This window comes from Pseudonocardia sp. (assembly GCF_025965585.1).
Taxonomy (GTDB): Bacteria; Actinomycetota; Actinomycetes; order Mycobacteriales; family Pseudonocardiaceae; genus Pseudonocardia.
The window spans coordinates 1-19,249 of record NZ_JAOPWR010000053.1 but is presented as its reverse complement, the minus strand read 5'-3'; the positions used below and the strand labels follow the sequence as shown (position 1 = coordinate 19,249).

Genomic DNA, 19,249 nt, shown 5'->3' with positions numbered 1-19,249 from the left:
ACCCACAGCACAGACCGGAGCACCCGAACATGACAGGAACGACAACGGTGATCGGGCAGCGGTTCCTCCGCCGGGACGGGCTGGAGAAGGTCACCGGCGAGGCCCGCTACACCGCCGACCTGGCCTTCACCGGCCTGCTGCACGCCAAGTTCGTCTACGCCGGTCGGCCGCATGCCCGCATCGTCGCGATCGACACCACGGCCGCCGCCCGGATGCCGGGCGTGCACGCCGTGCTGACGCAGGCCGACGTGCCGATGGTGCGGTACGGGATGTTCGTGAAGGACCGCACGCTGTTCGCGCACGACGTGGTCCGGTTCGAGGCCGAGGTCGTTGCGGCCGTGGCAGCCGACACCCCTGAGCACGCCGCCGCGGCCGCCGCGATGGTGGAGGTCGAGTACGAGGACCTGCCCGCGGTGCTGGACGTCGAGGACGCGCTCGCGGCGTCCGCGCCGCAGCTGCACCCGGACTGGCCGGGCTACAGCACCCAGGACGGTGTGGAACGCGGGCCCAACGACTGCGGCCACATGACTTCGGTCAAGGGTGACGTCGACGCCGGGTTCGCCGAGGCGGACCTGCAGCTGACCGAGACCTACAGCAGCGACATGTCGCATGCGGTGCCCATCGAGCCGCACGCGGTGGTCGCCCGGTGGCAGGGCGAGAAGGTGACGATCTGGAGCACCAGCCAGGTGCCGTTCCCGGCGCGAGCCGGTGTGGCCGAGACGCTGCAGATCCCGCAGAGCAACGTCCGGATCGTCGTGCCGCACCTCGGCGGCGGGTTCGGCGGCAAGTGCGACTTCCACTTCGAGGCGCATGTCGCCCTGCTGGCCAGGGCCACCCGGCGACCGGTGCGCCTGGTGTTCACCCGGCGCGAGGAGTTCGTGGCGACCGACAAGGTCCGGCACGCCGTCCGGATCGAGCTGAGCACGGGTGTGCGCCGGGACGGGACGATCACGGCGCGGCGGGCCCGGATGCTGCTCGACTCCGGTGCCTACTGCGGCGACGCGCTGTTCGCCACCGAGATCGGGCTGATGATGGTGGCCGGTCCGTACCGGATCGCGAACCTGCACGCCGAGGTGCACACCGTCTACACCAACCGCACTCCCGCGGGCAGCGTCCGCGCGCCGGGCGGACCGCAGACGTGCTGGGCGGTCGAGCAGCACACCGACGAGCTGGCACGGCTGGTCGGACTGGATCCGCTGGAGTTCCGACGTCGCAACCTCGTCCGGGCCGGTGACACCGGGCAGACCGGCCAGCGGTTCGTCAGCTCGAGTGCGGAGCAGTGCCTGGACCGCGCCGCCGAACTCGCCGGCTGGCCGGGCACCGAGCTGGGCCCCGACGAGGCGCTCGGCGTCGCCGTCGGCTGGTGGTTCAGTCTCGCGGTGACCTCGGGCGCCTACCTCAAGATCAATCCGGATGGCACCGGGACGATCATCACCGGCGCCCAGGAGAACGGCAGCGGCTCGGTGATGGGACTGGCGATGCTGGCCGCCGAGGAGCTCGGCATGCACCCCGATTCGTTCTCCGTGCTCTACCAGGACACCGACGCCGGGCCGTTCGACATCGGCAGCGCCGGCAGCCAGACCACCTTCAACAACGGGCGCGCCGTGATGGAGGCCGCCCGCGACGTCCGCGGGAAGCTCCTGGAACTCGCCGCGGACCGGTTGGAGATCCACCAGAGCGACCTCGAGCTCGTCGACGGGTCGGTTCGGGTCAAGGGGGCTCCGACGCGGTCGATCCCGCTGGCCGACCTCGCGGCGGGCGCGCAGCTGATCGGCAGCGGCTCGGGTACGCCACCACCGCTGCCCGACCACGACCTCGCGGGGTGCGGTGGCCGGCTCGGCTACTCCGCGTTCGGCTCGCCGTCGTTCTTCTGCCACATCGCCCGCGTGAGGGTGGACCGCGACACCGGGGTCGTCTCGGTGCCCGAGGTCGTCGCCGTGCACGAGTTCGGCCGGGTGCTGAACCCGCTCGGCGCACAGGGCCAGGTCGAGGGCGGGGTCATCCAGTCCGTGGGGATGGCGCTGCTCGAGGGCAGCCAGTACGAGGGCGGCCACCAGCTCAACCCGGGCCTGCTGGGCTACAAGCTGGTCACCGCCCCCGACGCGCCGAAGGTCACGGTGGGCTTCCTCGACGATCCGGTGGATCAGGGCGGTCCGCACGGGGCGAAGGCCGTGGGGGAGCCGCCGGTGGTGGGCACCCCCGCCGCGATCGGTAACGCCATCGCCGCCGCCGTCGGCACCCGCGTGCGGGTGCTCCCGATGAACGCCGAACGCGTCTGGGCGGCGCTGCACCGGCCCACCGCCACGACCGGCCCGCAGGACGGTGAATCGTGAAGTACTTCGCACCCGAGAGCGCAGCGGAGGCCGTCGAGCTGCTCCAGGCCCGCCCGGGTGCCGGGGTGGTGGCAGGTGGGACGGACCTCGTGGTCACGGCTCGCGGAGGCGGGCGGCCGCTGCCCGCGACGCTGGTCGCGATCCACCGGGTCGCGGAGCTGGACCAGCAGCGCCGGACCGCGGACGGCATCGTGCTGGGGGCGCTGACGACCCACGCCTGGATCGAGCGGTCCGAGGACGTCCGGTCCCGGTGGTCGGCGCTGGCCGATGCGTCGGCGATGATCGGCTCTCCCGCCACGCGACACACCGGCACGCTCGGCGGGAACCTGATGAACGCCTCTCCCGCGATGGACACCGGCTCGCCCCTGCTGGTGCTCGACGCCTCCGTCGAGCTGCGCGGTACCGGTGGCATCCGCACCATCGGGGTCGAGGAGCTGCTCGCCGGCCCCGGCCGCACCACCGCCGCGCCGGCCGAGCTGCTCGGCGCCGTGCGCGTGCCGGAACCGGCGCCGGGGACGGGGAGCGCCTACGTCCGGCTGGAACACCGGCGGGCCATGGAGATCGCCGTCGTGGGCGCCGCGGCGGCGATCCGCCTCGGCCCCGACGGCGTGATCACCTCGGCTCGGATCGCGGTCACCGCCGTAGCACCGGTGTGCCTGCGGATCCCTGATGCCGAGGCCGGGCTGCTCGGCCTCCGGCCCGATCCCGACGCGCTGGCCACGGCGTCCCATGTCGCCCTCGCCGCGGTGCGTCCGATCACGGACGTGCGGGCCAGCGCGGACTACCGGCGGTCCATGACCGCCGTCGTGGTGACCCGTGCGCTGGCCCTCGCGGCCCGCCGCGCCGCAGGCCAGGCCACTGACGACCGTCCGCCCGCAGGGATCAGGAGAGCGTCATGAGACAACCGCTGCACGTCACCGTCAACGGTGTCGTCACCGGCACCGAGGTCGAACCGCACCGCTCACTGCTGTCGGTGCTGCGCGAGGAGGTCGGCCTGACCGGCCCCAAGGAGGGCTGTGACGACTCGGAGTGCGGGGCGTGCATGGTCCTGCTCGACGGGCGCCCGGTGAACGCGTGCTCCTACCTCGCCCTGCAGACGGACGGACGGGACGTCACCACGGTCGAGGGCGTCGCCGGCGCCGACGGCCTGCACCCGGTCCAGCGCGAGCTCCTCGCCGCGGGCGGGGTGCAGTGCGGGTTCTGCACTCCCGGCATCGTGATGTCGGCGAAGGCTCTGCTCGACAGCGGGTCGGCCTGCGACGAGGAGCAGGTCCGGCGGGCGTTGGCCGGCAACCTGTGCCGCTGCACCGGCTATCAGAAGATCGTCGAGGCCGTCGTGCGCGCCGGGGCGAGCGCCCCGCGCGGCGCGGGGGAGTAGGCACTCGTTCCAGCACTCGATCCCGGGCAGGCCGCGGCCTGCCCGGGATTTCGCGGTGGCCGGAGGCGGGTCGGGTCGCCCTGCGACCGATAGCGAAACAGCGACGTAACTCACTGTTGACATGAATTCCGAGCTGTGCAGATCCACCAAGTTCACTGCTCGATTCGGCTGAAGTCCCGAATATCGGTCCATGGTCAACAAATACGCTCACGGGGATCGCACGCTCGACCCGGCGAGCACGGTTTCAGAGTGACAACCGAGCCCGGGGCACTTTCCCGCTCACGCTGCTCTCTCCCTGGGAGTCCACCACCGATGAAACCTCCTGCCTTCACCCATCACGCCTGCCGAACCGTCGAGGAGGCCGTGGGCCTCCTCGACTCGGCATCCGACGACTCCAAGGTCATCTCGGGAGGCCAGAGCCTGGTACCGATGATGAACCTGCGCCTGGCCAACCCGGCCCACCTGGTGGACCTGAACGGCATACCCGGTCTGAACGGCATCGAGGTCGGCGACCGGACCCTGACCGTCGGGGCCACGGCCCGTCAGCACGCCGTCGAGCGCTCCACCCATGTCGCGACGTCGGCACCGCTGCTCGCGGCGGCTCTGAAGCACGTCGGGCACCCGCAGATCCGCAACAGGGGAACGGTCGTCGGGAGCCTCTGCCACGCCGACCCCGCCGCCGAGATGCCGGCCGTGTTCCTCACGCTGGGCGGACACGTCAGCGCGCAGAGCGCGAGCGGCACCCGGACGATCGCCGCCGGGGACTTCTTCGACTCCTACCTCACCACTGCTCTGGAGCCGAACGAGATCGCCACGGCGGTCACCTTCGACACGCCGAACGGATCGTCGGGCTGGTACTTCGAGGAGGTCGCGCGCAGGCACGGTGACTTCGCCGTCATCGGGATCGTCGCGCTGCTGACGCTCTCCGGCGGCGTCATCTCCGACGCGCGCCTGACCGTCTTCGGCGGTGCGGCCACGCCCGTGCGCATCCCGGCCGCGGAGCAGCTGCTCGTCGGCGTCGCGGCCGCCGACGTGGACGCGGACCTGCTGGCCAGGGCGGCCGCCGAGACGTCTGCCGCCCTGCGCCCCAGCGACGACATCCACGCGAGCGGCGACTACCGCAGGCACGTCGCGGGCGTCCTGACCACCCGCGGCATCAGCACCTCGCTCGAGCGCGCCGTCGCCGGCTCCTGAGCCGCGTCCACCCGAAGGAGACATGAGATGGCGACCACCCCCAAACAAGCTGTCACCCTGACGGTCAACGGCGAGGACCACGAGGTCCTCATCGAAGCCCGGCGCACCCTCGCCGACGTCCTGCGTGAGGACGTCGGCCTGACCGGTACGAAGCTCGGCTGCGAGCACGGAGTCTGCGGTGCATGCACCGTCCTGATGGACGGCAGCGCCGTCCGGTCCTGCCTGATCTTCGCGGTGCAGGCCCAGGACGCCGAGATCGCGACGGTCGAGAGCCTCGACGACGACGGGAAGCTCGATCACGTCCAGCAGGCGTTCACCGACAACCACGGCCTGCAGTGCGGGTTCTGCACGGCAGGCATGTTGATGTCGACCCACGCACTGCTGGCCGACAACCCCGACCCCACCGACGACGAGATCCGGGTCGGGCTCAACGGCAACCTCTGCCGGTGCACCGGCTACGCCAACATCGTCAAATCCGTCGCCGCCGCGGCGGCCGCAGGGAAGGCGGCGACGTCGAGTGCGCAGGCTTCCTGATCTCCAGCCCACCGTCGCCCCGCAGCAGGTGAAGGACCAGCCTCATGTCTGAGACGATCATCGAGAAGCACCTGACGATCCGCAAGGACAAGTTCATCGGCAAGCGCGCCAAGCGCGTCGAGGACCCCCGCTACCTGACCGGCACCGCCCGTTACGTCGCCGACCTGGAACTGCCGCGGATGCTGCACGCGGTCTACGTCCGCTCGCCGCACCCGCACGCCCGCATCGTGTCCATCGACAGTTCGGTGCTGCCCGGCCTCGGCAAGTCGGTGTGGGTGTTCACCGGCCAGGACCTCAGCGAGGTCCCGCCGCTGATCGACCATGTGGCGCTGGACAACCTCCTGCGCACACCGCAGAACGTCATCGCGATCGACAAGGTGCGCTTCGTCGGCGACGCCGTCGCCGTCGTCGTGGCGGGGGACCGCTACGCGGCCGAGGACGCCGCCGAGGAGCTCGGAGCGGCCGTCGAGTACGAGGTGCTCGCCCCGGTGCCGAGCGTCGAGGCGGCCAACGCCCCGGGGGCCGCGCTGCTGTTCGAGGACCTCGGCACCAACGAGATCTACCGGCAGACCGAGAAGCACGGCGACACCGACGCCGCGTTCGCCGCGGCCGACCGCGTATTCACCACCCGGTTCCACCACAACCGCTACGGTGCGGCCCCGATGGAGACCCGCGGCGTGCTCGCCAACTACGAGCGCTCAGAGCAGCAGCTCACGGTGTGGTCCTCGACGCAGATGCCGCACTTCCTGCGCTCGGTGATCGCCGGCCAGCTGAGCCTGCCCGAGCATCGGGTGCGCGTGATCGCTCCCGAGGTCGGCGGCGGTTTCGGGCAGAAGATGGCCACCTCGCCCGAGGAGATCGCGATCCCCTACATCGCGCTGCAGCTGGGCCGCCCGGTGAAGTGGATCGAGGACCGTCACGAGCACCTCCTGGCCGCCACCCAGGCCAAGGAGGAGTTCATCAACCTCGAGGTCGCGGTCAGCAACGAGGGCATGCTGCTCGGCGTCCGCGGCGAGTTCGTCGGCGACGGCGGCGGCTACTCGTTCAACACCGAGAGCGCGCTGATCGAGCCCGCCCTCGCGGCGAAGTCCTTCCCCGGGCCCTACCGGATCGAGGCCTTCGACGAGGAGGTCGCGGCGTCACTGACCAACAAGAGCCCGGTGGCCGCCTACCGCGGTGTCGGCTGGACCGCGGCGAACACCGTGCGCGAGATCATGATCGACGAGATCGCACGCGACCTGGGCATCGACCCCGTCGAGATCCGGCGCCGCAACATGCTCAGCTCCGACGAGCTGCCCTACCGCTCGGTCACCGGGCAGCTCTACGACAGCGGCAGCTACCTCGAGTCGCTCGAACTGGCGATGAAGACGGTGGACTACCCGGCGTTCCGCGCGATGCAGGCGCGGCTGCGCGAGCAGGGCCGCTACGTCGGGCTCGGGATCAGCTCATACGTGGAGCAGACCGCGTGGGGCAGCGACTCGTCGGCGCAGGCCGGCACCCCGCTGCCGTCCCACGACAACTCCACGGTGACCCTCGACCCCGGTGGCAAGGTCACGGTGGCGGTCAGCACGTCCTGCCACGGCCAGGGGCACGAGACGTCCTACGCCCAGATCGCCGCGGACGGCCTCGGCGTCGACATGGCCGACATCAAGGTGATCTTCGGCGACACGATGACCTCGCCCTACGGGCTGGGCACCTACGCGAGCCGCAGTGCCGTCATCGGTGGCGCGACGGTGGCGCGGGCGTCGGCCGACGTCCGCGAGCAGGTGCTCAAGGTCGCCGGCAACATGCTCGAGGCCGACCCGGACGACCTGATCATCGACGACGGTGTCGTCTCCGTCGTGGGCACCCCGTCGGTGTCCAAGACGCTCGCCGAGGTGGCCTACGCGGCCTACTGGGACTCCGAGGTCCGTTCCGACGAGCCGTTGCTGTCGGCGACCCGGTTCTACGACCCGCCCGCGACCTACGCCAACGGCTGCGTCGTGGTGCTGGTGGAGGTGGACGCAGGCACGGGTCTGGTCACGCTGGACCGCATCGTGGCGATCGAGGACTGCGGCACGGTCATCAACCCGATGATCGTCGAGGCGCAGGTGCAGGGTGCGATCACCCAGGGCATCGGCGGCGCGCTGTTCGAGGAGTTCATCTACGGCGACGACGGCCAACCGCTGACGACGACGTACATGGACTACCTGATCCCGACCTCGACCGACGTCCCGCCGATCGAGGTGCTCAGCCTGGAGTCCCCGTCGCCGTTCAGCGTCGGCGGGATCAAGGGCATGGGTGAGGGCGGTCAGATCGCCGCGCCTGCGGCGGTCGCCAACGCCGTGGCCGACGCGCTGGCGCCGTTCGACGCCAGGATCCGCAAGCTGCCGCTGGCCCCGGACTACGTCCTGCGGCTGATGGGCAAGATCGGGTCCAGCGAGAGCTGAGTTCCACCGGAGACGTCGTCGCCGGCCCCTCCCGGCCGGCGACGCACTCCTGCGTGCTCCGACCGGTTCCGGGTGCGGCGAAGGCAGGCCCCGGACCCGTCACGACACACCGGGCGGGTCTAATGCCGGCGGAGACGGGCGACGGGGCGACTCAGGCGATGACGGCGGAGAGCCCCAGCATCGATGTGGCCTCTTCGACGCCGGCGATCCCCAGGTCGAGATCGCGGGCGAGCGCCACCGCGCGCTCGACGAGGGGCAGGTTGCCCGGGCTGAGCTCGCCCTTGCGGAGGTAGAGCGCGTCCTCCAGCCCGGCGCGGGCATTGCCGCCGAGTGCGAGCCCGATCGCGGTCAGCTCGAGGTTCCGGCGGCCGATCGCGATGACCTGCCAGACGGCCCCCGCCGGCAGCCGGCGGACGAGGGTGAGCAGGTTGTCCGGGGTCGCGGCCATGCCCCCGGCGACGCCGAGCACGATCGAGAACTGCATCGGCTCGTCGTCGAGCAGGCCCTCGTCGCGCAGCCGGAGGCAGGCGTCGAGGTGCCCGGTGTCGTAGATCTCGAGCTCCGGCTTGACTCCCAGCTCACGCATGCGGGCCGCGAGCCTGCGCACGTCGGCGGGCGGGTTGCGGAACTCGCCCCCACCGAAGCTCATGCTGCACGGGTTGAGCGTGGCCATCCGGGGCCTGAGCTCCACCAGCGCCGCTCGCTCCTCGAAGGGCACGCTCAGCCCGACGCCGGTCGAGAGCTGGATCAGGATCGGGCAGCGCTCCGCGATGAGGTCCATCGTCCGCCGCGCGATGCCGAGATCCGCGGTCGGGCGGTGCTCGGTGTCGCGCAGGTGGATGTGCGCGACGGCGGCGCCCGCCTCGTGCGCGCGGGCGACGGCGTCGGCGATCTCCACCGGCTGCGTCGGCAGGTGCGGGTTGTCCTCCTTCGAGGCGATGGGTCCGGTGGGGGCGACGGTGATGACGACGCTCATGGGAGGCGGTCCTTGTCGGTGGCGGGTCAGGTGTCGAGGATCGCGACGGCGCGGGTCCACCCGGCGGACGCGGCGTGGATCTTGACCGGGAAGCACGAGACCTGGAACCCGGTGTCGGGCAGCCGTTCGAGGCCGTGCAGCTTCTCGATGTGGCAGTAGCCGATCTCCCGCCCGGCGCGGTGGCCCTCCCAGATGACCGAGGGGTCGTGGTCGACGGCGTAGCGCTCGGCGGTGTGCACGAAGGGCGCGTCCCAGCTCCAGGCGTCGGTGCCGGTGACCCGGACGCCCCGCTCGAGCAGGTGGAGCGTGGCGTCCCGGCCCATGCCGCAGCCGGAGGAGACGTAGTCGTCGTGCCCGTACCGCTCGCCGGCCGAGGTGTTGACGACGACGATCTCCAGCGGGGACAGCGCGTGGCCGATCCGCTTGAGCTCGGCCTCGACGTCGCCGGCGGTCGCCACGTACCCGTGCGGGAGGTGGCGGAAGTCCAGCTTCACCGCGGGCTGCAGGCACCACTCCAGCGGTACCTCGTCGATGGTGATGGCGCGGGCTCTGCCGTCCATCACCGCCGAGTAGTGGTAGGGGGCGTCGAGGTGGGTGCCGTTGTGGGTGGTGACGCGCACCCGCTCGATCGCCCAGCCCTCGCGGTCGGGGAGGTCGTCGACGGTCGCGCCGGGGAAGAACGCGACGACGTCCTCGGCGGTCTGCTGGTGCGTGTAGTACTCGATCTCGGGAAGGTGCCCCGGCGGATCCGAGGCGATCCCCGCCTGCAGCGGTACCGAGATGTCGATCAACGTGCGCATACGCAGCGCGCTCCTGTCCTGCTCCTGTGGTGGACGATCACTGTGGGACGGCGGTCTGCCGGGCGGCTGCGGCCAGTGCGCCCTTGACGATGTTCACGTAGCCGGTGCAGCGGCAGAGGTTTCCGACCAGTGCTTCCCGGACCTCCTCCTCGGTGGGGTCCGGCGTCTCGTCGAGGAGGACGCGCAGGCTGAAGAGGTGGCCGGGCAGGCAGAAGCCGCACTGGAATGCGTCGGCCTCCCAGAGCGCCTGCTGCAGCGCCGGCAGCGGCTCGTCCGGGTCGGCGAGGCCCTCGACGGTGGTGACCGCGCACCCGTCGACGGTGGCGGCGAGGACGATGCACGACTTCTGGATCCGACCGTCGATCTCGACCGTGCAGGCTCCGCAGTCGCCGTTGCGGCACCCGATGTGCGTGCCGGTGAGGTGCAGCTGGTCGCGCAGGACGTCGGCCAGCACCGCCCGGTCCTCGACCTCGATCCGCTCGCGACGGCCGTTCACCGTCAGATCCAGGTGCCGCGACGGGACGGTCTCCCGCTCCGGATCGCTCGTGCTCATGTCCGGTTCTCCCAGCTCTCTCGATACGCGCGGTGCGCGACGGTCCCCGCGATGCGGGCTCGGTAGCGGCCGGGGGCCAGGACGTCGCTCCAGGGCTCGGTGACGGCGGCGTCGACCCGGTCCCGGAGCTCGGCCTCGCCGACCTCGGCGCGGGAGGGGAGCGGAACGCGGAGCGGGACGGCCTGCAGGCCCCCGAGTGTGACCGCGGCGCTCTCGCCGTCCCGGCAGTAGGTCGCCGTGACGATCGGCCAGCTGCCGGCGCTGTGCTTGACCTTGCAGTACCCGGTCACGCGGGGTGTCGCGGCGAGCACCGCGGCCTCGACGAACTCTCCGGGACCGAGGACGGTGCGGTAGGCGTCCACGTGGAACTGCGCCGCCGGCACCTCGCGCGTGCCGGTGGGCCCATGGACGCGGTAGCGCGCGCCGAGCCCGGCGAAGGCGGCCGGCATGTCCGTTCCGGGCATCCCGAAGCAGACCGCGCCGACGGGCGTCGCCGCGTTGTGCAGCTGGCGGCCGCCGGTCACCCCGCGGGCCACGCGCGCGAGGTGGGGGATCTGGTCTCCGACGAGCGCCGATCGCAGCAGGTCGCGGTAGCTGATGAGAGCCCCGATCACGATGTCCGGGCCCTCGGTGGCGATGTCGCACAGTCCCATGCCGCGCAGGTCGACCACATGGGACACGGTGAGCTCACCCCGGGTCAGCTGCGGCAGGAGCTGGCTGCCGCCACCCAGCACCGCCACGTCGCCGTCGTGCTCGAGGAGCAGCGCGGTGGTCTCCTCGGCGGTGGCCGGCCGGTGGTACTGCAGTGGAGTGCGGATCATCGCGTTCCACCGCCCATGATCGCGTCGAGGACGTTCGGCGGGCTCAGCGGCATCCGGTGGGCGTGGACCCCCAGTGGACGCAGAGCGTCGTTGACGGCGTTCGCCACGGCCGCGACCGCGCCGCCCAGCCCGCTCTCCCCGGCCCCCTTGGTGCCGAGCAGCGTGAACGGGCTCGGGGTGTGCTGCGATGCGAGCGAGAGCATCGGCAGGTCGGGGGCGCGGGGGAGGAGGTAGCTCTTGAGGTGTCCGGCGAGCGGCTGCCCGTCGTCGCTGTAGGGGAGGCTCTCCCACAGCGCACCGCCGATGCCCATCGCGATCGCGCCGTAAAGCTGGCCGTCGACGAACGTCGGGCTGACGACCACCCCGCAGTCGTCGACGGCGAAGTAGCGGTCGACCTCGACCACTCCGGTCTCCGGGTCCACCTCGACCACCGCGATGTGCGCGGAGTAGGGGAACGACGGGTACGTCGAGAAGCGCCCCTTCTCATCGGGGGCGTGGTGGAAGTTGTGCGGCTGGTCGATCCGGGTGACCTCCAGGGACGGCTCGTCGAGCCCGGGTACCGACAGGGCCCGCCGGTGGATCGCGTCCGCCACCTCCGCGACGCTCATGCCGTCGCCGCCCGCGGCCGGGGCGAACCGGCCGCCGGAGAGGACCAGGTCCGTCCCCGGGCACCCGAGGAGAACCGACGCGGCCGCGGTCAGGCGTGCCCGCACCTCACGGGCGGCGAGCACGGCGGCGGCCCCGCCGGTGGCGACACTCCGGCTGGAGAAGTTGCCGTGGCCGAAGGGGCACGTGTCCGTGTCGCCCTGCACGACCGCGACGTGGTCGGCGGGGATCCCCAGCTCCCGCGCCACCAGGGTCGCGATCGTCGTCTCGTTCCCGGTACCGGGGCTGGTCACGCCGGTGAGGACGGTGACCGCGCCCGTGGGGTGCATGCGGACCGTCGAGACGTCGTGACCGCGGACGTAGCTGCCCGCGAAGTCGCCGCCCTCGGGGGTGAGCTCGAACGCGATCCCGACCCCCATTCGTGGGCCGGCCGGGCCACGCTCCCGCTGCTCGGCTCGCAGACCCTGGTAGTCGGCGAGGTCGAGCACCTTCTCCAGGGCACCGGCGTAGTTCCCGCTGTCGAGGTGCTTCGCCGCGGTCCAGAAGGGGAACTCCTCCTCCGGGATGAAGTTGCGGCGCCGGACCTCGACGGAGTCCAGGTCCAGGCGTTCGGCGATCAGCTCGACCATCCGCTCCAGTGCGAGTGACGCCGACTCCTTGCCGTAGCCGCGGGCGCCGTTCCAGGGCGCCTTGTTCGTCACCACGGCGTACGAGCTGATGTCGTAGTCCGCGACCTTGTACGGCCCCGGGAACGTCATGCCTGCGCAGAAGGTCATCGGCCAGCCGCCCCAGGTGCTCAGCGAGCCGACGTTGCCGACGATGCGGTCCTTGATGCCGAGGATGCGGCCGTCGTCGCCGAACCCGACGGTGAAGTGGTGGCTGTACTCCCGCGCGCCGACCAGCAGCGAGTCGGCCCGGGTCTCGATCCACTTCACCGGTCGCCCGGCGAGGCGGGCGAGGAGGGGGACCAGGTACTCCTCCTCGTAGCCGTTGAACTTGTGGCCGAAGCCGCCACCGACCTTGGGCGCGATCACCTGCACCCGCTCCTCGCCGATCCCGAGCACGGTGGCGAGGTTGGTGCGCATCGGGTGCGGGTTCTGGGTCGAGGCCCACACGGTGAGCCTGCCGCCCGGCTTCCACTGCGCGACGTAGCCCCGCGGCTCCAGCGGGGCCGTCTGGTAGCGCTGGATGTGGACCTCGTCGCTGATCCGGTGGGGCGCGGCGGCGATCGCGGCATCGGCGTCGCCCTCCGCGAACGGGAACATCGCGAGGATGTTGTCGCCCCACTCGGGGAACAGCAGCGGCGCGTCGTCGCGCAGTGCCTGCTCCGTGTCGACCACCACGGGGAGAGGCTCGTAGTCCACCTCGATCAGGTCGACCGCGGCCTCGGCCTCGGCGAGGCTGTCCGCGGCGACGGCCGCGATCACCTCGCCCACGTAGCGGACCGTGTCGGTGGCGAGGCAGCGGTTCACCCGGGTCTTCGCCCCGACCAGCGCCGGGTCGAAGAAGCTCGGGAGCGGCTCAGCGAGGGCGTCCGCCTCGGTCGAGGTGAGCACGGCCCGGACCCCCGGAGCCGAGCGCGCCCGCGTCGCGTCGACGCCCAGCAGGCGGGCGTGTGCATGGGGGCTGCGCAGCAGCGCCGTGTGCAGCATGCCGGGGAGCGCGATGTCGTCGACGAACTCGGCACGCCCGGTCAGGAGCAGGTCGCCGTCCCGTCGGAGGGGGTGGTCGGGCACCGGGTGGACCGCGCCGGGCGGGCCCGGCTCGATCGGCGCGGGACGCAGGCGCCCACCGGGGGCTCGCTCGCTCGTCTGGCTCATTCACGGTCCTTCCGCACGCCGGTGTGCCGTGCCGGCGGCGGTGGATCGGGTGCCCCGCCGCGACGAGGACAGACTGTAAGTACGTACAGTCAGTTGGTCAAGGAGCGAGACGGACGTGGCCGACGCCCGGTAGCGTGGCCGGGGATGATCAACGCAGCACCGGGAAGGAGGGGGCCTCGTGACGACGGCACGGGCCGCCACGACAGCGCGGAAGTCGAACCCGGGACGGGCCGCTCAGATCCTGGCGGCGGGGGAGCTGGTCTTCGCGCGGATGGGCTACCACGGCGCCACGATGCGGGAGGTCGCCGAAGCCGCCGGGGTCGGTCTGTCGCTGGTGGTGTACCACTTCAAGACGAAGGACCGGCTGTACCGCGCGATCTTCGAGGCCCGCCAGTACGTCAACGACGAGCGCATCGCCCGCCTCGCCACGGTGACCGACTCCGGGGCGCCGGACGCGCTCGACCGAGTGGTCAGCGCGTTCATCGATCCGGTTCTCGCCCTGCACGACGACCCCGCCGACGTGTGGTTCGCGCGGTTGGTGCTCCGGGAGGCCTCCGACCCGTCGAGCCAGGAACGCGGCGTCATCGCGGACCTCTTCGACCCGATGGCCCGCGCCTTCGTCGCCAAGCTGGAGGAGGTCCTCCCGGACCGGCCCGAAGGCTTCCACGCCTGGGCCTATCTGTTCTCCGTCGGTGCGCTGACCCAGAGCGCGTTCGACGACCGCATCGGCAACATCGCCGGCACGCGGGCTTCGGGCCGGAAGCACGAGTTCCTCCGGCTCTACATCACGGCTGCCCTCAGACAGGCCTGATACCCGGCGGGACCCGATGTTGCCGCACCGCGGTGTGTCGATCTGCCCGGGCCGTCGACGCGCCGTGCCGATGTGACGCACATCAGCCCTCTGCAGGTGGGAGGCTCCCCCGATGACGAGCAGATGGGCTGGGATCGGGTGGTCCGTCCCGGGTGGGCCGGGTTGAGCAGCGGCACGGATCTGCAGGGTGTGTCGGCGCGCCGTCGTCTGGTGACGACGACGACCCTCGGCCTGGCCGTTTGTGCTGCGGCCGGCGTCGTCGAGCCGTGGGATGTCGCGGCGCTGCTGGGCTGGGATGTCGCCGCCCTCGCGCTCATCGGCTGGGTGTGGATCGTCATCTCGCAGTTCTCCGCGGACCAGACCGCCCGCCATGCGGTGCGCGACGACCCGAGTGTGGGATGGACCGACGTCGTGCTGCTGTCCGCGTCGGTGGCGAGTCTGGCCGGGGTGGTGATCGTGTTCCTGCGGGCAGGGACCAGCGGAGCCGGTCTGGTGGGTCGGGTCGCGCTGGGCGTCGGCTCTGTGGTGCTGTCGTGGGCGCTCGTGCACACCCTCTTCACGTTGCGCTATGCGCGGCTCTACTACAGCGGGACCGCCGGCGGGGTGGACTTCAACCAACAGGAGCCGCCCGCATACCTGGACTTCGCCTACCTGGCGTTCACCATCGGTATGACGTTCCAGGTGTCCGATACCGACTTGCAGAGTTCCGTCATCCGGCACACAGCGTTTCGCCATGCGCTGCTGTCGTACCTGCTCGGGACGGTCATCATCGCCAGCACGATCAATCTCGTTGCGGGCTTGACGAAGTAGCCGTGCTGGTCGTGGCCGACGTCGCGCCTGCCGCTCCATCACCAGGCCGGCAACGAGTCCTACGACTCCGACCAGGACGAGGATCCAGCCGATCGGCGTCAGGCCCAGCGCTCAGATGTCGAGGCGCACCGCGACCGCGAGGATCAGACCGACGGCGATGAGACCGATGCCGGAGTCAGGGGTTCGTGGTTCCGTGGTGAGCTGGGGTGGGTGGGTCGAAGTCGGTCTCCACGGTCTGGTAGTTCTTCTGGCGCTCTGTTTCCGCGTAGGACGCGTAGGCCTCGCGATCGGCCGCGGTGATGGCCGGGTCGTCGGGATCAGGGGCCAGCAGGCTGCGCGGGTAGAGCCTGCGTGCCCGAACGACGTTGATCTCGGCGCCGACGACGAGGGTCAGCGCGGCGAGGTAGAGCCAGGTGAGCAGGCCCAGGACGATCCCGAACAGCCCGTACGTGGCGGTCGCGCCGCGGAGCTGGTGGGCCACGAGGTAGGTGCCCGCCGACTGCAGGAGCTGCCACAGCACGCTCGCCGTCACGGCACCGGGGAGCAGCTGTCGTGGGTCGGGCTTCTCGGCTGTGAGGACGCGGTAGATGAACAGGACGAGACCGGTGTTCACAGCCACGGACACGAGGACGGCCGCGGCCCGCAATGCGGTGTCGACGGGTCTGGTTCCGAGGTCGCCCGCCGTGGTCGACAGGGACGCGAGGGCGGTGGTGACGCCGGTGCCGAGGCCGAGTACGGCGATCAGTGCGAGGCTGCGGCCGTAGAGCCCGGGCAACGCAGGCCTGCGGGCCCGGGCCACGGCCCAGATCTTGTTCATCGCGTTCTGCGCGGCGATGCCGACCTGCACGGCACCGTAGGCGCTGCCCGCGATGCCTATCACCAGGCCGGTGGTGCTGCCGTGCAGCGAATGGATGTTCTCGACGATCTGGTCGCCGATGACCGGGAAGTCGCGCAGCGCCGAGTGCAGGACCTCCTGCTGGAGGGCGGTGTTCCCCGACAGCGCGAAGCCGAGGCTCGTGACGAGGAGCAGCAGCAGCGGGAACAGGGAGATGAAGCCGTAGTAGGCGATCAGGGCGGCGAGGTAGGTGCCCTGATCCTCGATCGTCTTGTAGACCACGGCGAGAGGGAGTGCGGCGCAATGGTGGCGCCGTTGTCGGTCGTCCAACCACCGTGTGACGCCCATCCGGCTCTCCTGATGTCGGTGCCCGCCCCGCTGGAATGGGCTGCCCTGGGCGGGGTACCCGTTCACGGCTAGATCATCGCGGAGTTTCTGTCGAGCCACGCGCGGAGATGCCGCCCGGTGCCAGGCCACCTCGACCGGCGTCGGGCACTCGGCTGCCGTCGAAGCTGTGCGCGTCAACGGTCCACACTCCCGACAACCCATCCACGGTCGGGCCTGTCATCGCTGCCCGGTGCCGGCGTTCCGCGCCCGTGTCACGGGACCGGTGGCTCGCTCGGTGGGCCGTCGGCGCCCTCGTGCTCGTCGCCGTCGTGGTGCTCGTCCTCGGCTTCGGCGGCCATGTCGTCGACGGTCTCGTGGGAATGGAACGAATCCTCTGGGGGCCGTGCGGTGTCGTTCTCGCGGTTCGGCATCCGCGCCGCGTACCCGCTGCCCCGCGATGAACACCCGCAAGCGCATGTAGCACCCATCCTGCTCGGTGAGGCCGAGCCGTCCGTGGAGCTGCCCGGCTCGGACGCGCCCGGCCGTCGCCGTCGTTCCCGCGTTCCGACTTCCGGCCGAGAGGTTTGACGAGCCGGGGAGTGGTAACCCGCACGTCCTGGCACCATCCCCAGACCGTAAACGGGGAGGCCGGACCCGGGTCGCAGGGCGACAGGGCACAGCAGCGGTTCCTGCTCGCAGGGAACTCGATCACCGACTGGGAGGCATGGATGCGTGCGATGGTCTACCGCGGGCCGTACAAGGTCCGGGTCGAGGAGAAGGACGTACCGCCGATCGAGCACCCGAACGACGCGATCGTACGGGTGCAGCTGGCTGCCATCTGCGGCTCCGACCTGCATCTCTACCACGGGTTGATGCCCGACACCCGGGTCGGGATGACCTTCGGGCACGAGTTCGTCGGTGTGGTCGAGGAGATCGGCTCGTCGGTGCGGAACCTCAAGCGCGGCGACCGGGTGATGGTGCCGTTCAACATCTTCTGCGGGACGTGCTGGTTCTGCGCGCGGGGGCTGTACTCCAACTGCCACAACGTCAACCCCAACGCCACCGCGGTCGGCGGCATCTACGGCTACTCGCACACCTGCGGCGGCTACGACGGGGGCCAGTCCGAGTACGTGCGCGTGCCGTTCGCCGACGTCGGGCCGAGCGTGATCCCCGACTGGATGGAGGACGAGGACGCGGTGCTGTGCACCGACGCGCTGGCCACCGGGTACTTCGGCGCGCAGCTCGGAGACATCGTCGAGGGCGACGTGGTGGTGGTCTTCGGCGCCGGGCCGGTGGGGCTGTTCGCCGCGAGGTCCGCGTGGCTGATGGGTGCCGGGCGCGTGATCGTCATCGACCACCTGGACTACCGGCTGGAGAAAGCCCGCACGTTCGCGCAGGCGGAGACCTACAACTTCACCGAGTACGACGACATCGTCGTGCACCTGAAGAAGCTCACCGAGTACCTCGGCGCCGACGTCGTCATCGACGCGGTGGGCGCGGAGGCCGACGGCAACCTCCTCCAGCACGTCTCCTCGGCGCAGCTGAAGCTCCAGGGCGGCTCCCCGATCGCCCTCAACTGGGCGATCGACTCGGTGCGCAAGGGCGGCAACGTCGCGGTGATCGGCGCCTACGGCCCGGTGTTCAGCGCCGTCAAGTTCGGCGACGCGATGAACAAGGGCCTGACCCTGCGGATGAACCAGTGCCCGGTGAAGCGGCAGTGGCCGCGCCTGTTCGAGCACGTCCGCAACGGCTACCTGAAGCCGAACGACATCGTCACCCACCGCATCCCGCTGGAGCACATCGCCGAGGGCTACCACATCTTCTCGGCGAAGCTCGACGGCTGCATCAAGCCGCTCGTCGTCCCGAGCGCCGCCTGAGGAGGGCAGAGGATCATGACATACACACCCGAGAAGCCTCCGATCGCCGAGTCGAGCGACCAGCTCCGCGCCCGCATCCCCGGCTGGGGGGCGGACCTCGACCCGCGGGACCGCCCGTCGGTGCCCAAGCTGAAGTTCGACCCGAACCTGAGCGGCGCGCACTGGGAGTTCCCCGAGCAGCAGCCGGAGAAGTGGCCCCGTGAGAGGTCGATCGAGCACAAGTTCCTCACTCCCGTCTTCGGCACGACCTGTCCGCCGCGGGGTCTGTCCGGTGCGATGCGCAGGATCGCCTACGCCCGCTACAGCGAGGGACGTGCCGCGCACTGGCTGCTGCTCCTGGCCGCCGACCGCGTGGACGCGGGGGAGAACCACCTTCTCTCGTTCCTGACCCTGCACCCGGACAACCCGATCACCGAGACCGGCGTGCTGAGTGAGTTCACACGCCACGGCCTGTCCTCCCGGCTCGGCCGGAAGCGTGCAGACCTGATCCACCAGGCGCTCGATCCGATCATCGTCGCCGGCCCGTGGGTGGTGGCCGGGGCCGCGGCGTTCGCAGGGCTCCGGGCGCTGCGGAACCGCCGCGGCTGACGGCGCCCGCGGCGGTGGCGCCAGAGGACGACGTGCGTCGAGGCGCTCCTCGACGACGCCGCACAACGCCGCCACCGCTACCTGCTGCCGGTGCTGCCCGAGGGCGACCCGTGGGGCGGGGAGGTCACCGCGGTGCCCTACCGCCCCGGCCGTTCCACGACGCGGCTGGTCGAGGTGGCCTCGGGGCGGGACCGGGCCGCGGAGGCCGCGGTGGCGCGGTCGCGCTGACGCTCGGTCCAGGTGGCGAGCGACACCGTGGCGGCGGCGGCGAGCACATCGGTGACCGTGACACCGAGGAGGGCGGGGTCGGGGTCGTCGGCGAACGGGTCCCCGCGCCGGGCCCCCTCGTCGGGCAGGACCATGTGGTGCCCGTCGGCGGGCGGGCCCCAGCGCGCGGGCGGGACCGGCCCGGCGACGAGTGCTCCCACGTGGCGCCACCCGTCCCGGCCGAATGCGTTTTCCGGTCCGGCGAGCGGGTACTGGCCCTGACATGGAGATCGGCTACAAGCTCGCGAGCGAGGCTTTCGGTCCGCAGGAGCTCATCCGGCAGGCGGTGC

At 71.2% G+C, this 19,249-nt stretch carries 18 protein-coding genes; 10 read left to right on the top strand and 8 right to left on the bottom strand.

Features of this window, described 5'->3' with window-relative positions:
• Nucleotides 1-29: 29 nt before the first annotated feature.
• The 6 genes from JWR81_RS03005 to JWR81_RS02980 all read left to right on the top strand — a co-directional run bounded on the left by JWR81_RS03005 (nucleotide 30) and on the right by JWR81_RS02980 (nucleotide 7,868).
• Nucleotides 30-2,333, top strand: a complete 2,304-nt coding sequence (locus JWR81_RS03005; protein ID WP_297646299.1) for a xanthine dehydrogenase family protein molybdopterin-binding subunit — start codon at nucleotides 30-32, stop codon at nucleotides 2,331-2,333.
• The gene (locus tag JWR81_RS03000; RefSeq protein WP_297646297.1) at nucleotides 2,330-3,232 is read left to right on the top strand and encodes an FAD binding domain-containing protein; all 903 of its coding nucleotides are present in this window, start codon (nucleotides 2,330-2,332) and stop codon (nucleotides 3,230-3,232) included. The genes JWR81_RS03005 and JWR81_RS03000 overlap by 4 nt, the downstream gene beginning before the upstream one ends.
• A complete protein-coding gene (locus tag JWR81_RS02995) occupies nucleotides 3,229-3,711 on the top strand; it encodes a (2Fe-2S)-binding protein (protein WP_297646296.1) in 483 nt (160 codons plus the stop codon). Before JWR81_RS03000 ends, JWR81_RS02995 begins: the two co-directional genes overlap by 4 nt.
• A 312-nt stretch (nucleotides 3,712-4,023) precedes the next feature.
• A complete protein-coding gene (locus JWR81_RS02990; protein WP_297646294.1) occupies nucleotides 4,024-4,905 on the top strand; it encodes a xanthine dehydrogenase family protein subunit M in 882 nt (293 codons plus the stop codon).
• Nucleotides 4,906-4,932: 27 nt separating this feature from the next.
• Entirely contained in the window at nucleotides 4,933-5,439 is a 507-nt protein-coding gene (locus JWR81_RS02985) for a (2Fe-2S)-binding protein (RefSeq protein WP_297646292.1), read from the top strand.
• A 44-nt stretch (nucleotides 5,440-5,483) separates the two neighbouring features.
• Nucleotides 5,484-7,868 carry a xanthine dehydrogenase family protein molybdopterin-binding subunit gene (locus JWR81_RS02980; RefSeq protein ID WP_297646288.1) on the top strand — a complete coding sequence of 795 codons (2,385 nt, stop codon included), beginning with the start codon at nucleotides 5,484-5,486 and terminating at the stop codon, nucleotides 7,866-7,868.
• 151 nt (nucleotides 7,869-8,019) lie between these two features.
• Here the strand turns inward: JWR81_RS02980 and JWR81_RS02975 are convergent, their stop codons facing one another.
• Genes JWR81_RS02975 through JWR81_RS02955 form a run of 5 tightly spaced genes read right to left on the bottom strand, consistent with a single transcriptional unit; the run spans nucleotide 8,020 to nucleotide 13,444 of the window.
• A complete protein-coding gene (locus tag JWR81_RS02975) occupies nucleotides 8,020-8,844 on the bottom strand; it encodes a 3-keto-5-aminohexanoate cleavage protein (RefSeq protein ID WP_297646282.1) in 825 nt (274 codons plus the stop codon).
• A 26-nt stretch (nucleotides 8,845-8,870) separates the two neighbouring features.
• The gene (locus tag JWR81_RS02970) at nucleotides 8,871-9,644 is read right to left on the bottom strand and encodes a cyclase family protein (RefSeq protein ID WP_297646280.1); all 774 of its coding nucleotides are present in this window, start codon (nucleotides 9,642-9,644) and stop codon (nucleotides 8,871-8,873) included.
• Nucleotides 9,645-9,681: 37 nt separating this feature from the next.
• Nucleotides 9,682-10,197: a (2Fe-2S)-binding protein gene (locus JWR81_RS02965; protein ID WP_297646279.1), complete on the bottom strand. Its 516-nt coding sequence runs from the start codon at nucleotides 10,195-10,197 to the stop codon at nucleotides 9,682-9,684.
• Nucleotides 10,194-11,018, bottom strand: a complete 825-nt coding sequence (locus tag JWR81_RS02960) for an FAD binding domain-containing protein (protein WP_297646277.1) — start codon at nucleotides 11,016-11,018, stop codon at nucleotides 10,194-10,196. Before JWR81_RS02960 ends, JWR81_RS02965 begins: the two co-directional genes overlap by 4 nt.
• A complete protein-coding gene (locus JWR81_RS02955; protein WP_297646276.1) occupies nucleotides 11,015-13,444 on the bottom strand; it encodes a xanthine dehydrogenase family protein molybdopterin-binding subunit in 2,430 nt (809 codons plus the stop codon). Before JWR81_RS02955 ends, JWR81_RS02960 begins: the two co-directional genes overlap by 4 nt.
• A 178-nt stretch (nucleotides 13,445-13,622) precedes the next feature.
• Here JWR81_RS02955 and JWR81_RS02950 point away from each other — a divergent pair, with 178 nt between their 5' ends.
• Together JWR81_RS02950 and JWR81_RS02945 are read left to right on the top strand one after the other, a co-directional pair.
• Nucleotides 13,623-14,255: a TetR/AcrR family transcriptional regulator gene (locus tag JWR81_RS02950; protein WP_297646275.1), complete on the top strand. Its 633-nt coding sequence runs from the start codon at nucleotides 13,623-13,625 to the stop codon at nucleotides 14,253-14,255.
• A gap of 72 nt (nucleotides 14,256-14,327) precedes the next feature.
• Complete coding sequence (locus JWR81_RS02945; protein ID WP_297646274.1) at nucleotides 14,328-15,065, top strand: DUF1345 domain-containing protein; 738 nt, start codon at nucleotides 14,328-14,330, stop codon at nucleotides 15,063-15,065.
• A 175-nt stretch (nucleotides 15,066-15,240) separates the two neighbouring features.
• Here the strand turns inward: JWR81_RS02945 and JWR81_RS02940 are convergent, their stop codons facing one another.
• Both JWR81_RS02940 and JWR81_RS02935 read right to left on the bottom strand, forming a co-directional pair.
• Nucleotides 15,241-16,248 carry a YihY/virulence factor BrkB family protein gene (locus JWR81_RS02940; protein ID WP_297646273.1) on the bottom strand — a complete coding sequence of 336 codons (1,008 nt, stop codon included), beginning with the start codon at nucleotides 16,246-16,248 and terminating at the stop codon, nucleotides 15,241-15,243.
• A gap of 251 nt (nucleotides 16,249-16,499) precedes the next feature.
• A complete protein-coding gene (locus JWR81_RS02935; RefSeq protein WP_297646272.1) occupies nucleotides 16,500-16,658 on the bottom strand; it encodes a hypothetical protein in 159 nt (52 codons plus the stop codon).
• A gap of 297 nt (nucleotides 16,659-16,955) precedes the next feature.
• Here JWR81_RS02935 and JWR81_RS02930 point away from each other — a divergent pair, with 297 nt between their 5' ends.
• Both JWR81_RS02930 and JWR81_RS02925 read left to right on the top strand, forming a co-directional pair.
• Entirely contained in the window at nucleotides 16,956-18,104 is a 1,149-nt protein-coding gene (locus JWR81_RS02930) for a zinc-dependent alcohol dehydrogenase (protein ID WP_297646271.1), read from the top strand.
• A 15-nt stretch (nucleotides 18,105-18,119) separates the two neighbouring features.
• Complete coding sequence (locus tag JWR81_RS02925; protein ID WP_297646270.1) at nucleotides 18,120-18,692, top strand: hypothetical protein; 573 nt, start codon at nucleotides 18,120-18,122, stop codon at nucleotides 18,690-18,692.
• A 137-nt stretch (nucleotides 18,693-18,829) separates the two neighbouring features.
• Here the strand turns inward: JWR81_RS02925 and JWR81_RS02920 are convergent, their stop codons facing one another.
• Complete coding sequence (locus JWR81_RS02920; RefSeq protein ID WP_297646269.1) at nucleotides 18,830-19,120, bottom strand: hypothetical protein; 291 nt, start codon at nucleotides 19,118-19,120, stop codon at nucleotides 18,830-18,832.
• Nucleotides 19,121-19,249: the final 129 nt, after the last annotated feature.

Excerpts from the sequence above, each read along its gene's own strand:
- JWR81_RS03005 (WP_297646299.1), top strand. The coding sequence starts at position 30 with ATGACAGGAACGACAACGGTGATCGGGCAGCGGTTCCTCCGCCGGGAC.
- JWR81_RS02995 (WP_297646296.1), top strand. The coding sequence starts at position 3,229 with ATGAGACAACCGCTGCACGTCACCGTCAACGGTGTCGTCACCGGCACC.
- JWR81_RS02990 (WP_297646294.1), top strand. The coding sequence starts at position 4,024 with ATGAAACCTCCTGCCTTCACCCATCACGCCTGCCGAACCGTCGAGGAG.
- JWR81_RS02985 (WP_297646292.1), top strand. The coding sequence starts at position 4,933 with ATGGCGACCACCCCCAAACAAGCTGTCACCCTGACGGTCAACGGCGAG.
- JWR81_RS02980 (WP_297646288.1), top strand. The coding sequence starts at position 5,484 with ATGTCTGAGACGATCATCGAGAAGCACCTGACGATCCGCAAGGACAAG.
- JWR81_RS02975 (WP_297646282.1), bottom strand. The coding sequence starts at position 8,844 with ATGAGCGTCGTCATCACCGTCGCCCCCACCGGACCCATCGCCTCGAAG.
- JWR81_RS02970 (WP_297646280.1), bottom strand. The coding sequence starts at position 9,644 with ATGCGCACGTTGATCGACATCTCGGTACCGCTGCAGGCGGGGATCGCC.
- JWR81_RS02965 (WP_297646279.1), bottom strand. The coding sequence starts at position 10,197 with ATGAGCACGAGCGATCCGGAGCGGGAGACCGTCCCGTCGCGGCACCTG.
- JWR81_RS02960 (WP_297646277.1), bottom strand. The coding sequence starts at position 11,018 with ATGATCCGCACTCCACTGCAGTACCACCGGCCGGCCACCGCCGAGGAG.
- JWR81_RS02955 (WP_297646276.1), bottom strand. The coding sequence starts at position 13,444 with ATGAGCCAGACGAGCGAGCGAGCCCCCGGTGGGCGCCTGCGTCCCGCG.
- JWR81_RS02940 (WP_297646273.1), bottom strand. The coding sequence starts at position 16,248 with ATGGGCGTCACACGGTGGTTGGACGACCGACAACGGCGCCACCATTGC.
- JWR81_RS02935 (WP_297646272.1), bottom strand. The coding sequence starts at position 16,658 with ATGCCGAACCGCGAGAACGACACCGCACGGCCCCCAGAGGATTCGTTC.
- JWR81_RS02930 (WP_297646271.1), top strand. The coding sequence starts at position 16,956 with ATGCGTGCGATGGTCTACCGCGGGCCGTACAAGGTCCGGGTCGAGGAG.
- JWR81_RS02925 (WP_297646270.1), top strand. The coding sequence starts at position 18,120 with ATGACATACACACCCGAGAAGCCTCCGATCGCCGAGTCGAGCGACCAG.